This window comes from Hydrogenophaga sp. (assembly GCF_025699295.1).
In the GTDB taxonomy this organism is placed as follows: domain Bacteria; phylum Pseudomonadota; class Gammaproteobacteria; order Burkholderiales; family Burkholderiaceae_C; genus Hydrogenophaga.
Window position 1 is genome coordinate 1 of the sequence record NZ_JAILWB010000027.1, and the last position, 15,342, is coordinate 15,342.

9 protein-coding genes and 1 pseudogene are annotated in these 15,342 nt (G+C 69.3%); 3 read left to right on the plus strand and 7 right to left on the minus strand.

The genetic code is table 11. The features are described from left to right. A pseudogene (locus K5880_RS21490) lies at positions 1 to 1,623 on the minus strand (excinuclease ABC subunit A); the annotation flags it as partial. An 8-nt stretch (positions 1,624 to 1,631) separates the two neighbouring features. Beyond that, positions 1,632 to 4,943 (minus strand): excinuclease ABC subunit UvrA, encoded by a 3,312-nt coding sequence (gene uvrA, locus K5880_RS21495; protein WP_366883403.1) that lies wholly within the window; start codon positions 4,941 to 4,943, stop codon positions 1,632 to 1,634. A gap of 231 nt (positions 4,944 to 5,174) precedes the next feature. On the opposite strand from uvrA, the gene K5880_RS21500 reads away from it, so the two are divergent. Beyond that, complete coding sequence (locus K5880_RS21500) at positions 5,175 to 6,302, plus strand: ABC transporter substrate-binding protein (RefSeq protein WP_297657426.1); 1,128 nt, start codon at positions 5,175 to 5,177, stop codon at positions 6,300 to 6,302. A gap of 30 nt (positions 6,303 to 6,332) precedes the next feature. On the opposite strand, the gene K5880_RS21505 is transcribed toward K5880_RS21500, so the two are convergent. The 3 genes from K5880_RS21505 to K5880_RS21515 form a co-directional block, all read right to left on the minus strand. Next, entirely contained in the window at positions 6,333 to 6,770 is a 438-nt protein-coding gene (locus tag K5880_RS21505) for a universal stress protein (RefSeq protein ID WP_297657428.1), read from the minus strand. 90 nt (positions 6,771 to 6,860) lie between these two features. Beyond that, on the minus strand, positions 6,861 to 9,857 hold the full coding sequence (locus K5880_RS21510) for a molybdopterin-dependent oxidoreductase (RefSeq protein WP_297657431.1): 2,997 nt from the start codon (positions 9,855 to 9,857) through the stop codon (positions 6,861 to 6,863). Next, entirely contained in the window at positions 9,854 to 11,572 is a 1,719-nt protein-coding gene (locus K5880_RS21515) for an NADH-ubiquinone oxidoreductase-F iron-sulfur binding region domain-containing protein (RefSeq protein ID WP_297657434.1), read from the minus strand. The genes K5880_RS21510 and K5880_RS21515 overlap by 4 nt, the downstream gene beginning before the upstream one ends. A 146-nt stretch (positions 11,573 to 11,718) precedes the next feature. Here K5880_RS21515 and K5880_RS21520 point away from each other — a divergent pair, with 146 nt between their 5' ends. Then, positions 11,719 to 12,798, plus strand: coding sequence for a substrate-binding domain-containing protein (locus K5880_RS21520; protein ID WP_297657436.1), 1,080 nt, complete (start codon positions 11,719 to 11,721; stop codon positions 12,796 to 12,798). Positions 12,799 to 12,814: 16 nt separating this feature from the next. On the opposite strand, the gene K5880_RS21525 is transcribed toward K5880_RS21520, so the two are convergent. Both K5880_RS21525 and K5880_RS21530 read right to left on the minus strand, forming a co-directional pair. After that, the gene (locus tag K5880_RS21525) at positions 12,815 to 13,486 is read right to left on the minus strand and encodes a 2-hydroxychromene-2-carboxylate isomerase (protein ID WP_297657439.1); all 672 of its coding nucleotides are present in this window, start codon (positions 13,484 to 13,486) and stop codon (positions 12,815 to 12,817) included. Then, a complete protein-coding gene (locus K5880_RS21530) occupies positions 13,483 to 13,722 on the minus strand; it encodes a DUF1289 domain-containing protein (protein WP_297657442.1) in 240 nt (79 codons plus the stop codon). Before K5880_RS21530 ends, K5880_RS21525 begins: the two co-directional genes overlap by 4 nt. A gap of 95 nt (positions 13,723 to 13,817) precedes the next feature. Between K5880_RS21530 and K5880_RS21535 the strand changes: the two genes are divergently transcribed. Next, positions 13,818 to 15,203, plus strand: coding sequence for a hypothetical protein (locus K5880_RS21535; protein WP_297657445.1), 1,386 nt, complete (start codon positions 13,818 to 13,820; stop codon positions 15,201 to 15,203). Positions 15,204 to 15,342 lie beyond the last annotated feature (139 nt).

Below are 15,342 nucleotides of genomic sequence, written 5' to 3' on the forward strand. Positions count from 1 at the left end.
TGGGGGGGGGGGCGCCCTTGCCGCTAGAGAGGCTTCTGGTGCGCGTGCCCCCATCCCTGCCTTCCCCCAGCGGGGGAAGGAGTCAGGCGGGGTCACCGCGCGCCGCGCCTGCAACGGATGTTTCATCGCGTGCAGCAGGTAACGCCCGGTCACCGAGTCGGCGTTCGCCGACAGGTCGTGCACCGAGCCCTGCGCCACCACGCGGCCACCGCGTTTGCCAGCGCTGGGACCGATGTCGATGATGTGGTCGGCGCGGCGGATCGTGTCCTCGTCGTGCTCCACCACCACCAGCGTATTGCCCTGGTCACCGAGCTTGTGCAGCGCGTTGAGCAGGATGGCGTTGTCGCGCGCGTGCAGGCCGATGGTGGGCTCGTCGAGCACGTAGCACACGCCCTGCAGATTGCTGCCCAGCTGCGCCGCCAGCCGGATGCGCTGCGCCTCGCCGCCGCTGAGCGTGGGCGCACCCCGGTCAAGCGTGAGGTAGTTCAGGCCGACCTCTTCGAGGAAGGCGAGGCGGCCCTCGATCTCGGGCAGCAGGTCGCGCGCGATGTCGGCTTCGCGCGTGGTGAGCGCCAGGTCGCTCATCAGCCCCTTCACCCAGACACGCACATCGCGCACGGCGAGGCGCGCCACATCGGTGATGCCCACGCCCGCAAACTTCACCGCACGCGCCTGCGCGTTCAGGCGCGTGCCTTCGCAGCTCGGGCAGGCCTCGTCCACGATGTCCTCCACCTCGGGTTCGGCAAAGCTCTGCTCCCGGCCCTTTTCCTTGTCGTCGCGCACCGAATCGTCGAGCACCTTGCGCTGGTCGCGCGAGAGCTTCACGCCGGTGCCCACGCAATCCGGGCACCAGCCGTGCTTGCTGTTGTAGGAGAACAGACGCGGATCCAGCTCGGGGTAGCTGGTGGCGCAGACAGGGCAAGCGCGCGTGGTGGAGAACACCTCCAGCATGCCGAGATCGCGGGTGGACAGGCCATCGGCCAGCGCCTGCGCCAGGCCATCGAGCGGTGCGAGCACGTGCACCACGCCCTTGCCGATCTCCAGCGCCTTGTTGAGCTGCTGGCGGAGTGCGGCCTCGTGGTCGGCGCTGACCGCGAAGTCGGCCACCGGCAGCTCGATGGTGTGCTCCTTGAAGCGGTCGATGCGCGGAAAACCGGTGGTGGGCAGGAACTCGCCGTCCACCCGCAGGTGGGTGTGGCCGCGCGGTCGCGCCCAGTCGGCCAGCTCGGTGTAGACGCCCTTGCGGTTGACCACCAGCGGTGCCAGCAGGCCGATGTGCCGGCCCTTGTAGCGCGAGAGGATGGCGGCGGCGATGCTGTCGGCGCTCTGCGGCATCACCGCCGCACCGTCGTGCACGCAGTGCTGCGTGCCCAGCTTCACGTACAGCAGGCGCAGGAAGTGCCAGATCTCGGTGGTCGTGCCCACGGTGGACTTGCGGCCACCGCGCGAGAGGCGCTGCTCGATCGCCACCGTGGGCGGAATGCCGTAGACCGCGTCCACCTCGGGCCGGCCCGCGGGCTGCACGATGCTGCGGGCATAGGCGTTGAGGCTCTCCAGGTAACGCCGCTGCCCTTCGTTGAACAGGATGTCGAAAGCCAGCGTGGACTTGCCCGACCCGCTCACGCCCGAGATCACGTTGAACCGGCCGCGCGGGATGTTGACGCTGAGGTTCTTGAGGTTGTGTTCCTTGGCGTTGACGATGCGGATGCAGTTCGCTCCCTCCCCCAGGAGGGGAGGGAGTCAGACACCGCATGCACCTCGCCCATGGCCAGCGCGTACTCGCGCAGCGCCTTGGCGGTGTGGCTGCTGGCGTGCTCGCGCACCTGCTCAGGCGGGCCTTCGGCGACGATCAGGCCGCCCGCGTCACCCCCCTCGGGGCCGAGGTCGATCAGCCAGTCGGCCGAGCGGATCACGTCCAGGTTGTGCTCGATCACCACCAGCGAATGGCCGGCGTCGAGCAGCTTGCGCAGCGAGCGCATGAGCTTGGCAATGTCGTCGAAGTGCAGTCCCGTGGTGGGTTCGTCGAACAGGAACAGCGTGCCCTTGCGCGCCACCGCCTGGCGGCTCGCGCTGCCGGTCTTCGAGGCCTCGGCCAGGAAGCCCGCGAGCTTGAGGCGCTGCGCCTCGCCGCCCGACAGCGTGGGCACGGGCTGGCCGAGTTTCACGTACTCCAGGCCCACGTCCACGATGGGCTGCAGCACGCGGATCACCTCGCGGTCGCCCGCGAACAGGGCCGCGGCCTCGCTCACGGTGAGGTTGAGCACGTCGGCCACATTGAGGTGACGGCCACCGCGTTCGATGCGCACTTCCAGGATCTCGGGCCGGTAGCGCTTGCCGTCGCAGTCGGGGCAACGCAGGTAGACATCGGAGAGGAACTGCATCTCCACATGTTCGAAACCCGAACCGCCGCAGGTGGGGCAACGCCCGTCGCCGCTGTTGAAGCTGAACTTGGCCGGCGTGTAGCTGCGCTGGCGCGCCAGCGGCGCGTCGGCGAACAGCGCGCGGATCGCGTCCCAGGCGCCGACGTAGCTCACCGGGTTGGAGCGCGCGGTCTTGCCGATGGGCGACTGGTCGACGAACACCACCTCGCTCAGGAAGTCGGCGCCCAGCAGGCGGTCGTGCGCGCCCGGGCTGTCGGTGGACTTGCCGAAGTGGCGCAGCAGCGCGGGCGCCAGCACGTCCTGGATCAGGCTGGACTTGCCCGAGCCGGACACGCCGGTGACCACCACCAGGCGCTGCAGCGGGAACTCGACCGAGACGTCCTTCAGGTTGTGCTCGCGCGCGCCCTCGAGGATGAGGCGCGGCGTGCTGTCGGTCACCGCGCGCTTGAAGCCCATGCCGATGGTCTTGCGCGAGCCGAGGTAGGCGCCGGTGAGCGTGTCGGCCGAGCGGATCGCCTCGGGCGTGCCGTCGAACACGATCTGCCCGCCGCGCTCGCCGGGGCCCGGGCCCATGTCGATCAGGCGGTCGGCCGCGAGCATCACGGCCGGGTCGTGCTCGACCACCACCAGTGTGTTGCCGGCATCACGCAGGCGCAGCATGGCGTCGTTGATGCGCGCCATGTCGCGCGGGTGCAGTCCGATGCTGGGCTCGTCGAGCACGAACAGCGTGTTCACCAGCGAAGTGCCGAGCGCGGTCGTGAGGTTGATGCGCTGCACCTCGCCACCGCTGAGCGTGCGGCTCTGGCGGTCCAGCGTGAGGTAGCCGATACCGACCTCGCAGAGGTAGCGGATACGGGTATTGATCTCGTCGAGCAGGAGTTTGAGGGCCTGCGCCTGGCCAGTGTTCGGCTCCTTCCCCCCCTGGGGGAAGGTCGGGATGGGGGCTTGTTCGCCAACGAGCCCCCACCCCAGCCCTCCCCCAGCGGGGGAGGGAGCAAGAGAAGCGAAGAACGTGCGCAGCTTGTCCAGCGACATCAGCATCAGGTCGTGCAGGCACAAACCTGGCAGCGCCTCCAGCTGCGCACGGCTCCATTTCACGCCCTGCGGCAGGTAGCGCTTCGGCGCTGGCAGCACGGCATCCGCCTGCGCCTTCGTCCCGATGCGCCACAGCAGGCTGTCGGTCTTGAGGCGCGCGCCATTGCAGGTGGGGCACTCGGTGTAGCTGCGGTACTTGGACAGCAGCACGCGGATGTGCATCTTGTAGGCCTTGCTCTCCAGGTATTCGAAGAAGCGGTCCACCCCGTACCAGTGCTGGTTCCACTTGCCGTTCCACTGCGGCGAGCCGTTCTTCACCCAGTGCCGCTGCTCGTCGGTGAGCTTGGCCCAGGGCGTGTCGCGCGGAATGCCGGCGGCCTCGGCGTGCCGCATCATGTCGTCCTGGCATTCCTTCCAGGCCGGTGTCTGGAACACCTTGATCGCACCGGCGCGCAGCGTGAGCTTGTCGTTCGGAATCACCAGGCCGTAGTCCACACCAATGACACGCCCGAAACCCCGGCAGGCCTCGCAGGCCCCCACCGCCGAGTTGAACGAAAACATCGACGGCGTGGGCTCGCTGTAGCGGATATCACTCTCGGGGCAATGCAGCCCGGTCGAGAAACGCCAGATCTCGGGAGCCCCCACGCTCCCCGCTTTGCGTGGTTCGCTGCCCCCCGAGGGGACTGATCCGACTTGGGGCGGCCCGGCGTCGGATCGGACAGGCTCGCCGCCCGATTCGAGGGATTCGGGGGATTCGGGGTCAGATTCCGATTTCAGCGCATGCACCATCAGCTTGCCGCCACCGCGCTTCAAACCCACCTCGATCGCCTCCATCACGCGCGCGGGCTCGGCGGTGCCGATCCGAAAACGGTCGGCCACGACGTCGAGCACCTTGATGGACTCCATGGGCGCGGCCTTGGCTTTTGCTGAGCCTTTGCTCTTCGTCCTGTCGTCCCCTGCGGGCGCCGCGCGCTGCACGACGCGCTCGGCCTGCACCCGCGTGTAGCCGCTGGCGGAAAGCCATTGTTCGATCTCTTCGGGCGTGGTGCTCGCGGGCAGCTCCACGGGAAAGGTCACGACCAGCCGGGGATCACCCCGCTCCTGCGCACGCTGCTTCAGCTCCAGGTAGATCGACTCGGGCGAGTCGTGCCGGACCAGCGCTGCCGTCTCGCGGTCGAAAAGCTCGGCGCCGCGCGCGAACAGCAGCTTGAGGTGGTCGTTGAGTTCGGTCATCGTGCCCACCGTGGAGCGCGAGCTGCGCACCGGGTTGGTCTGGTCGATCGCGATCGCCGGTGGCACGCCTTCGACCCGGTCCACCGCGGGCTTGTCCATGCGGTCCAGGAACTGGCGCGCGTAGGCGCTGAAGGTCTCCACGTAGCGGCGCTGGCCTTCGGCGAACAGGGTGTCGAACACCAGGCTGGACTTGCCCGAGCCGCTGGGCCCGGTGACCACGGTGAGCTCGCCCGTGCGGATGTCCAGGTCGAGGTTCTTCAGGTTGTGCTGGCGCGCACCACGGATGCGGATCAGCCCGGTACCGCCTTCCGTCGGTCGGTCGCGCCCTTGTGCGTCAGACGCGGATGAAATGTCGGCCGCGGACATCTCGGCGGGCAGGAAGGCATCGGACATGCAGGGGCTCCAGAGGGGGACGCAAAGATTCTACGGAGCCGTGTGACAAAGCCACCGGCGCGTACGTCATATCCACAATTTCCGGTCCGCGTCCACTGCATAGACTCAGCCCACCTCCGGAGACACACCCCTATGAAAAAGTTCCATATGCACAAGCAGATCCTTGCGACCATCGGCCTGTGTGGTCTGCTGCTTGCAGCCCCGGCTTCGGCCCAGTTGCGCATCGGCCAGCCCTCGGGCTTCACCGGTTCGGTGGCGGCCGGCGTCAAGGAAAACACCGAGGGGGCCAAGCTGTACTTCGATGCCGTCAATGCGCGCGGCGGCATCAACGGGCAGAAGATCGAACTGATCTCGGTGGACGACAAGTTCGACCCCAAGGTCACCGTGGAAGTCGCTCGCGAACTGATCACCAGCAAGGGCGTGCTGGCGCTGTTCCTGAACCGCGGCACCCCGCACTCGCAGGCACTTTTGCCGCTGCTGGCCGAGCACAAGGTGCCGCTGGTGGGGCCGAGCACGGGCGCCATGGTGCTGCACGAGCCGGTGAACCCGTGGGTCTTCAACGTGCGCGCGACCTACCAGCGAGAGGCCGCCAAGGCGGTCGAGCACCTGGCCAGCATCGGCATCACCCGCATTGCGGTGCTGACGACCGACGATACCTTCGGCGCCGATGGGGCCGAGGGCGCGCTCAAGGGCTTCGCCGAAGCCCAGCTCAAGCCGGTGCTGCTGGAGAAATTTCCGCGCGACAAGCCCGTGTTCACCGAACTGGCCAAGGGCGTGCACGGCAGCAATGCGCAGGCGGTGATGGTGATCGGCTCGGCCGGCAACACCGCCAACGCCGTCAAGGCGATCCGCGCTGCGGGCTCGCGGGCGCAGGCGGTGACGCTGTCGAACAACGCCTCGGAAGGTTTCATCAAACTGCTGGGTGACCATGCGCGCGGCGTGATCGTCACGCAGGTCTTCCCCAACGAGCGCTCGGTGGCCTACGGCCTGATCAAGGAAGCGCAGGACCTGGCCAAGGCCAAGGGCATGCCCGGGGTGTCGCCGGCCATGATGGAGGGCTTCGCCGCCGCCAAGGTGGTGGCCGAAGGCCTGCGCCGCGCCGGCCCCAAGCCCACGCCCGCCGCCTTGCGCGACGCGCTCGAAGGTCTGCGCAACTACGATCTGGGCGGGCTGTCGGTGAGCTACAGCCCGACCAACCACACCGGGCTGGATTTCGCCGACCTGTCCATCGTGGACGCGAGCGGCAAGTTCAGGCGGTAACGCTCCGCGCCGAGGGGGCGCTGTTCTTCTTCACCCTTTCACGATGAGCACCGGCGTCTTCGAGTGCGTGAGCACCTTCTGCGCCACGCTGCCGAGAATGAGGGCCTTCACGCCACGGTGACCGTGCGAGCCCATGACGATCAGGTCACAGCCCTCGGCCTCGGCGGTTTCGATGATGCCTTCGTAGACCACGTTGCGCTCGATGGTGTCCCCCACGCATTCGACGCCGTCGGCCTTGCAGGCCAGGCGCAAGGCGTCCAGCGCCTGGGTGGCCGCGCCCTTGGCTTCGGTCAGGTAGGCCTGCAGGCCGATGGCCGAGGCGTCACCTATGCCGATATAGGGAAACGGATCGATCACGTTGACACCGACGATCTGCGCGTTCAGGCGCTTGGCGAGCTGCACCGCGGCGGTGGTGGCCTGGGCCGCGAGCGTGGAACCGTCGGTGGGAACCAGGATTTTCTTGAACATGGCGACTCTCCTGTGGTGTGGGATGAACCTGCCCCGGCGGGGGCATGGGTTCATCGTAGGCGTCCGGCCTGCCCGCAGGTTTGAGACAGGTCAATGCCGGACCGTGGCGCGCGCGGCCGGCAGGGGCCGCACGTCCACTGCACAGTACTTCAATTCGGCGATCTTGCCCACCGGGTCCAGGGCGGGGTTGGTCAGCAGGTTGGCCGCCGCCTCGGCATAGGCGAAGGGGATGAAGGCGGTCTCGCGCGGCATGCCGTCGTCCAGCCGCACCGGCAACGCCACATCCCCCCGGCGCGAACGCACCTGTGCCTGCGCGCCCGCCACCAGGCCCAGACGCGCCGCCGTCTCGGGGTGCAGGCTCACCACGGGGCCAGGTTCGAGCGCGTCGAGCACGCCGCTGCGCCGCGTCATGCTGCCCGTGTGCCAGTGTTCCAACTGCCGGCCAGTGATCAGCACCAGCGGGAAGCCGGCATCGGGCTGCTCGTCCGGCGGCGTGAGCGCGGCACCCACCAGCGTGGCACGGCCGCTGGCGGTGGGAAAGCCATCGACGAACACCACCTCCTGTCCAGGCTCGTCCTCGCGGCCCACGGGGTAGGTCACCGCACCTTCGCGACGCAGGCGCGTCCACGGCAGGCCGGCGATGCTGGGCATGAGCGCGCGCATTTCCTCGAACACCGCGCCAATGCCCTCGCCCGCGTCGTCGCTGGCGGTGCCGTCCGCGGCGACGCCGTAGCGCCAGCCCAGGCCCAGGCGGCGCGCGAGCTGTTCGGTGATCCAGGCATCGGCGCGCGCCTCACCCGGTGCGGCAACGGCCTTGCGGCCGAGCTGCACGCAGCGGTCGGTGTTGGTCACGCTGCCGGTCTTCTCGGGCCAGGCGGTGGCGGGCAGCACCACATCGGCCAGGCCCGCGGTCTCGGTCAGGAAGATGTCCTGCACCACCAGGTGGTCCAGGCCGGCGAGAGCTTCGCGCGCGTGGGTCGCGTCGGGGTCGCTCATGGCCGGGTTCTCGCCCTGGATCAGCATGGCCGTGATCTCGCCGCGGTGCGCGGCGTCGATGATCTCCACCACCGTGAGGCCGGGCTCGCTGCCCAGCGTGCCGGCGGGCAGGCCCCACAGACGCTCGGCCTTCTCGCGCGCCGGTGCGTCGGCCACGCGCTGGTAGTCGGGCAGCACCATCGGGATCAGGCCCGCATCGCTCGCACCCTGCACGTTGTTCTGCCCGCGCAGCGGGTGCAGGCCGGTGCCGGGGCGCCCGATCTGCCCGGTAATGAGCGAGAGCGCGATCAGGCAGCGCGCGTTGTCGGTGCCGTGCGTGTGCTGGCTGATGCCCATGCCCCAGAGGATCATGGCGTTCCTTGCCGTGGCGTAGGCGCGCGCGACCTCGCGCAGCGTGGCCGCGTCGATGCCGCAGACTGGCGCCATGGCCTCGGGCGAGAAATCGGCCAGGTGCGCCTGGAGTTGTGCGAACTCCAGCGTGTGGGCTTCGATGTAGGCCGGATCGGTCAGGCCTTCGAACACGATGGTGTGCAGCAGCGCGTTGAGCAGGGCCACGTCCGTGCCGGCCTTGAAGCCCAGGTGTTTCCAGCTGTGGCGCGCGAGTTCGGTGCGGCGCGGGTCGGCCAGCACCAGCCTCAGGCCGTTGTTGCGCACGGCGTTCTTGATCCAGGTCGCGCCCACCGGGTGGTTCTGCGCCGGGTTGGCGCCGATCAGCAGCACGAAGTCGGCGTGCTGCACGTCGCGCAGCGGGTTGGTGACCACGGCCGAGCCCAGGCCTTCCATGAGCGCGGCGACGCTGGATGCGTGGCACAGGCGCGTGCAGTGGTCGACGTTGTGCGTGGCGAACGCGGTGCGCACCAGCTTCTGAAACAGATAGGCCTCTTCGTTCGTGCCCTTGGCCGAGCCGAAACCCGCCACCGGGCTGCGGCGGCCGCGCTCGGCCGTGGCGGCGAGCGCGCGGCGAAAGCCCTCGGCGGCGGCGTCCAGCGCCTCGTCCCAGCTCGCCTCGCGGAAGCGTTCGCGCACCTGTTCGGGCGTGAGGCGCCGCAACTCGCCCTGCGGGTCTTTCGGCACGCCGGCGCGGCGGATCAGTGGGCGCGTGAGGCGCTCGGGGCTGTGCGCGTAGTCAAAGCCGAAACGCCCCTTGACGCAGAGCCGGCCGTCGTTGGCCGGGCCGGCCAGGCCTTCGACGTGTTCGATCTTTTCTTCCGTGACGTGGTAGGTGAGCTGGCAGCCCACGCCGCAGAAGGGACACACCGAATCCACCTGCCGCTGCGAGGGCTGGGCGTACGCACCGTTGGCCGGCGCGATGGCGCCGGTGGGGCAGGCTTGCACGCATTCGCCGCAAGCCACGCAGGTGCTTTCTCCCAAGGGGTCGTTCTGGTCGAACACGATCTGCGCATGGCCGCCGCGAAACGCCAGTCCCAGCACGTCGTTGCCCTGGGTCTCGCGGCAGGCGCGGATGCAGCGCGTGCACTGGATGCAGGCGTCGAGATTGACGGTCATGGCCGGGTGGCTGGCGTCGCGGCCCCACGGTGCGGGTTGAGCCACGCCCCGTTCGCCCTGAGCCTGTCGAAGGGTGTCCACGGGTGGTTCGCGCCGGGCTTCGACAGGCTCAGCCCGAACGGGGTTGGAGTACCGATGGTCCTGCGCTCGAAGGACTGGCTCAGGGGATACGGCGTATTGGGCGCGCGCGGGGAAGCGCCCTGTCTGCGCACCCGTGGCCTGCGTCCAGTGCGCCAGTTCGCTGTCGAACTTGAGCGCGGCGGTGTCCGGCGCGTCCGACAGCAGCAGCTCCAGCACGGTCTTCTGCGCGGCGGCCGCGCGCGGGTTGTCGCTGTGCACCACCATGCCCGGCGTGGGCGCGCGGCAGCACGAAGGCGCGAGCACGCGTTCGCCCTCGATCTCCACCACGCAGGCGCGGCAGTTGCCGGGGCTGCGCAGCCCGTCCTTGTGGCACAGGTGCGGGATGGCCACGCCCGCCCGCTGCGCCGCCTTGAGCAGGGTCTCGCCGGGTGCGGCCTCGACGGCGCGGCCATTGAGCGTGAAGGCGACCGGCGTCGCGTCCTTCGGCAGGTCGTTGCTCTTCATGCGGACACCTCGTGGGGAAAGAAGCGCAACACGCTGTCCACCGGGTTGGGCGCGGCCTGGCCCAGGCCGCAGATGCTGGCGTCGCGCATCACCTGCGAGAGCTCGCCCAGCAACGGCACATTCCATACCGGCGCCTGCATCAGCTGCACCGCTTTCGTGGTGCCGGCGCGGCAGGGCGTGCACTGGCCGCAGGACTCGTGCTCGAAGAACTGCATGAGGTTGAGCGCGGCGCCGCGCGCGCTGTCGTGCTGGCCCAGCACCACCACCGCCATCGAGCCGACGAAGGCACCGTATTCGGCCAGGGTGTCGAAATCCAGCGGCACGTCGGCCAGCGACGCGGGCAGGATGCCGCCCGAGGCGCCCCCGGGCAACCAGGCGTGGAGCGTTTGGCCCTCGGCCATGCCCCCCGCGAAGTCGTCCACCAGCTCGCGCAGCGTGGTGCCCGCCGGTGCCAGGTACACACCGGGCTTCTTCACGCGGCCAGAAACCGAGAAGCGCCGCAGACCGCTGCGCCCGCGCCGGCCCTGGCCCGCCAGCCAGGCACCGCCCTTGTCCAGCAGGGTGGGCACCCACCACAGGGTCTCGGGGTTGTGCGCCAGCGTGGGTCGGCCGAACACCCCGTTGAACGCGACGATGGGCGGCTTCAGACGCGGCAGCCCGCGTTTGCCCTCCACCGATTCGATCAGCGCCGACTCCTCGCCGCAGATGTAGGCCCCGGCGCCACGCCGCAGTTCGATGCGCGGTGGCACGTAGTCGGGGTGGCGCACGGTGAGGGCACGCAGCGTGGCCTGCAGCGCGGCCAGTTCCCGAGTGAGCAGACCGCGCAGGTCGTGGTATTCGTCGCGCAGATAGATCCAGACCCGCTCGACACCGACCACCTGCGCGGCGATCAGCAGGCCTTCGAGCATCTGCGGCGCACCGCCCTGTTCGCGGCTCAGCAGCTGCCCGTCCTTGAAGGTGCCGACCTCGCCTTCGTCGATGTTCACCACCATGTGTCGCGGACCGGGCTGCGCACGCACCGTCTCCCACTTGCGCCAGGCCGGAAAGCCCGCGCCGCCCAGGCCGCGCAGGTTTGAAGCCTTGAGTTCGGCCAGCACGTTGTCGGCCGAGAGCGCGCCCGAGAGCAAACGGCGCAGCTGCGGCAGGTCGGAGCGCTCGGGCATGGGCAAGGCACGCGGCCCGGTCTCGCCGTGCGCCAGCAGATCGTGCACCGCCGCCACGCTGGCCCTGGGCAACTGCCGCTGGCCCACGCAGGCTGCGGGCGCCACATGGCACTGGCCGATGCAGGGCGCGGCCTGCGCGCGCACCGAAGCGTCACCCGCCAGCGCGGTCTGCAGATTGGCGAGCAGCGCCTCGCCACCGGCCATGGCGCATGAGAGGCTGGTGCACACGCGCACCACGGTGGCGGGCAGCGGCGCCGCGTCGTCCACGATCTCGAAGTGGTGGTAGAAGCTCGCGACCTCGAACACCTCAACCTGGCTCAGGCGCAGACGCTCGGCCAGCGCGGCCAGGTGGCCATGTCGCAGCCCGCCCTCGGCGTCCTGCAGGCGGTGCAGGTGCTCGATCAGCAGGTCGGCGCGGGGGTCGAGGCCTGCGCACAGCGCGGCCACGCGCTCGCGTGCCGCGGGCTCCACCTGGCGACCCTTGGGCGTATGGCGCGGGCGGCCTCGGTTCGGGATGTCCAGCGGACGGATGGGAATCACGGTGGGGTTCATGGGGCGTTGGCCGGTCTAGGGCCTGTTCACACTATTTTTCCAAGTGCGAACAGGCCCTGGTGGACCGCTCTGGTGGTTGCTTTTCAGCGTAGCACCGCAGCAGCGGCTTAATATGTTCCTCATTTCATAAAGTCACACCCTCCGACATGCTGCGCATCACCCTGCAACCCCACTGGCGCATTGGCCAGGACGATGGCGACGGCGCGGCCGCGCTCGACGCCAACATCCTGCTCCATCTGCTGGCGGCGGTGCAGGGCTCGGGCAGCATCGCGCAGGCCGGGCGCGAGATCGGCCTGTCGTACCGCCACGCCTGGGGCTTGCTGCAGCAGGCCGAAGCGCTGTTCGGGCAGGCCCTGCTGGTGCGCGGGCGCGGCCGGGGGTCGGCGCTGACCGAGCTCGGCGAAAAGCTCATCTGGGCCGACACGCGCATCGGTGCGCGCCTGCAGCCGCTGCTGGAGTCGCTGGCCTCGGAGCTCGAAGGCGAGCTCGGGCGCGTGCAGCGCCGCCAGCGCGCGGTGCCGCGCCTGCACGCCAGCCACGGGTTTGCGGTGGCCGCGCTGCGCGAGCAGCTCGCGGCGCGCCAGGTGCCGGTGGAGCTGCGTTACCGCAGCAGCCTGGAGGCCGTGGCCGCGCTCGCGCAGGGCGACTGCGAACTGGCCGGCTTTCATGTGCCGCTGGGCGAGTTCGAGGCCGCCGCCGCGCAGCGCTACCTGCCCTGGCTCAAGCGCGATCAGCACCTGCTGGTGCACCTGGCGGTGCGCAGCCAGGGCCTGTTCGTCGCGCCCGGCAATCCGCTGGGCCTGCGTGGCCTGGGCGATCTGGCGCGGCCCGGGCTGCGCTTTGTCAACCGGCCCGAAGGTTCGGGTACGCGGGTGCTGACCGACTTGCTGCTGCGGCGCGAGGGCATTGCGCCGCGCGCCGTCGCCGGCTACGACAACACCGAACTGACCCACGCCGCCGTGGCCGCCTACGTGGCCAGCGGCATGGCCGACGCCGGCATCGGCGTGCAGACCGCGGCGCACCGCTTCGGGCTGCACTTCATTCCGCTGCTGAAGGAGCGCTACTTCTTCGCACTGCCGGCCGATGCACTGGACCGCGCCGAGCTGCGTCCGGTGCTGGGCGTGCTGCGCTCGCCGGCGTTTCGTGCGCGTGTGGCCGCGCTCAAGGGTTACGAGGCGGCGAACACAGGCCAGGTGCTGGCGTTGGGGGAGGCCTTTCCCGCTTGAGGCGCGCCCGTGCCCGTCAGCGCCGCTTCACGCCCTCGGGCGTGCCAGCCGCGGCCTCCCAGGCGCCGCCCTGGAACCAGGCATCGCCATCGAGGTAGGCACGCAGCATGGGCAGCGCGTCGAAACCCCAGAACACGCGCTCGTCGACCACCATCGCCGGCACGCCGAACAGGCCGAGCGCGAGCGCCTCGTCCGTGTTGGCACGCAGGCGCTGTTTCACCACGTCGCTGTCGGGCGCGTGCCAGGGTTTTTCGCGCTGCGCCATGTGGTCCTGCAGCCGCGCCTGCAGCGCAGCGAGCCGCGCAGGGTCGGCGGCGTCGAGACCACCGCGCCAGACATGGTGGAACAGCTGCTCGGTGACGTAGCGGTTGGTCTCGCCGGGCGCGCCGTCCATGGCGCAGGACAGCCCCAGGCGCAGCAGCGGCAAGGGATTGAAGGGGTGCGCGGCCGGCAGATCGAGCGCCACGCCGTGGTGGTGCGCGAGCCAGGCGACCTGGCGGTAGGTCCAGTCGCGCTTGGCGGGAATTTCGGCCGGGCCGAGCTGGCCGTTGGCCTTGAGCAGCGCGGCGAACAGCACCGGCTTGTAGCGCACCGCGACGCTGTGGCCCATGAGGGCCTCGGGCAGGCGCTCGAAGGCGAGGTGCGCGTAGGGCGAGATCGGGTCGTAGAAAAAGGCGACGTCTTTCATGGCGTTTCCTGCTCGCGCTGCTGGCGCAACTCCACCTGCTGCCACACCAGCAGCTTGTTGGCATCGCCCGACTGGCTCCAGAGGCGGATCTCGTCCAGCGTGCGGTAGCAGCCCCTGCACAGGCCACTGGTGGCGTCGATCTGGCAGACCGAGATGCAGGGCGACGGCACACCGGGCGCAAGGCCGCTGCGGCGGCGCGCGGCCTGCAGGGTGACGGCGGGAGTGGGCAAGGTCATGGGTTCTTCAGGATTCGGTCATGTATCGGCGCAGGACGCCAAGGATACTGCGCGACGCCTGCCGGCCTGCGCCACTTCCAATCAAGGACCTCGCCATGAAAACATCCGACGACCCCATCGCGCCCCACCCCAACCGCCGATCGCTCATCCTGCACCGCCACGCGCTGCTGAAAGACCCGGAGGTGGTGGATTTTCTGAACAACGCCGTCGAGTTCGTGTACGACACGCTGGCGGAAAAGTTCATCACCGCCAACGAGCCAGCCCTGCTGCTCGAGCTCATCAGGGTCACCGAAAGCAGCGCCATGGTGCTGCTGGCGCGGGATGAAGACGACGACATGGTGCCCCTTCCCGACGGCCTGCTCGAATACCTGTTGCAACACATCGACCAGGCGGCCTCCGTCCGCCACCTCGTGGTGCACAACACCGTGCTGTCGTCGGCATGTTGCCAGCTGTTCCAGACCGCCCTGGTCCATCCGGCCTGCGCACTCACCAGCCTGATGTTCTCGAACTGCGCCTTCGCGGACGCCCATGTGCAGTTCCCGCTGCAGGCAGCGACCGTACGCACGTTCAGCTGGACCGACACCGGCATCGCTGGCGGTCTGCCACCGATGGACCAGATGCTGAGCGCCCTGGCCGGCTGGGTCCATCTGGAGAACCTGAGCCTGAGCACGCACCAGAACGCGTTGAACTTCGCGGCGATCGCCCAGATGCTGCAGCACAACCCGAAGGTCACCACTCTGGCCGTGTACAGCGCCATCACGCCCGCGTTGCCAGGCGATCCCGCGTACCAGGCGCATCACGACCCTGCCATGCTGCTGACCCCGCTCATGAACGACCAGCTTGCGCTGACGCAACTGACCCTTTTCGTGGGTAACGGGCAACACGGCCCCTTCAACACGTATTTCCTGCAGCACCTGAGCCGGTGCCTGATGGCCAACACCACACTGGAGCTGCTCAATGTCCCCGGTATCCAGATGTGCGCCAGGGCGGCTCTGGGCCCGTTGAGCGACAGCTTGAACGCCAACCACTCGCTGATCTCCCTGACGCCGCTGGCGCCGTTCGGCAACGAGGTGCCGCCACCGGTGCGCAGAAACCGCCGCCAGCGTTACTGGTTCTCGCCAGACTTCGTGCTCGGCGCGGCAGAGGCCTTCCTGCAGCAGGTGGCAATGCCCCCGGACCTGGGCACGCGGCTGGCGCTGCAGGTGGCGCCCACCCCGGCCGAGCGCGCCTACAGCGGCGCCATGATGGCGCTGCTCTGCAAGGCCACCCACCAGAGCGCGATCAAGCTGCGCAGCGCGGGTTTCCGGGAAGCGGCGCTGATCTACATCCGCACCAACGACCGGCCCCGCTGCCTCGAACTGCTCTCCGCACTGCTCCAGCACCCTCAGCTGGACTTGCTGCCCGCGGACAAACAAAAAGTCATTGCGCAGGCCCGACAGGGCAACCGGCTGAACTTCCTTCCACCCGGCTACGCGCACTGAACACGTTCAAGGCCATGGCACCGCCTCACAGGCAGCGGCCAGAGCGGCCACGCATTCGACGTGCCGGTGCATCTGTGGCGCCGGGACGGCGACAGCCAGGACCTTCCGGGCGGCTCTTTCCGGTCAGGAACACGAAGAG

What these genes read in the sequence shown, in the direction of transcription:
- K5880_RS21500 (WP_297657426.1), top strand. Translation starts at nt 5,175, where the DNA reads ATGAAAAAGTTCCATATGCACAAGCAGATCCTTGCGACCATCGGCCTG.
- K5880_RS21520 (WP_297657436.1), top strand. Translation starts at nt 11,719, where the DNA reads ATGCTGCGCATCACCCTGCAACCCCACTGGCGCATTGGCCAGGACGAT.
- K5880_RS21515 (WP_297657434.1), bottom strand. Translation starts at nt 11,572, where the DNA reads ATGAACCCCACCGTGATTCCCATCCGTCCGCTGGACATCCCGAACCGA.
- K5880_RS21530 (WP_297657442.1), bottom strand. Translation starts at nt 13,722, where the DNA reads ATGACCTTGCCCACTCCCGCCGTCACCCTGCAGGCCGCGCGCCGCCGC.
- K5880_RS21535 (WP_297657445.1), top strand. Translation starts at nt 13,818, where the DNA reads ATGAAAACATCCGACGACCCCATCGCGCCCCACCCCAACCGCCGATCG.
- K5880_RS21525 (WP_297657439.1), bottom strand. Translation starts at nt 13,486, where the DNA reads ATGAAAGACGTCGCCTTTTTCTACGACCCGATCTCGCCCTACGCGCAC.
- K5880_RS21505 (WP_297657428.1), bottom strand. Translation starts at nt 6,770, where the DNA reads ATGTTCAAGAAAATCCTGGTTCCCACCGACGGTTCCACGCTCGCGGCC.
- K5880_RS21510 (WP_297657431.1), bottom strand. Translation starts at nt 9,857, where the DNA reads ATGAAGAGCAACGACCTGCCGAAGGACGCGACGCCGGTCGCCTTCACG.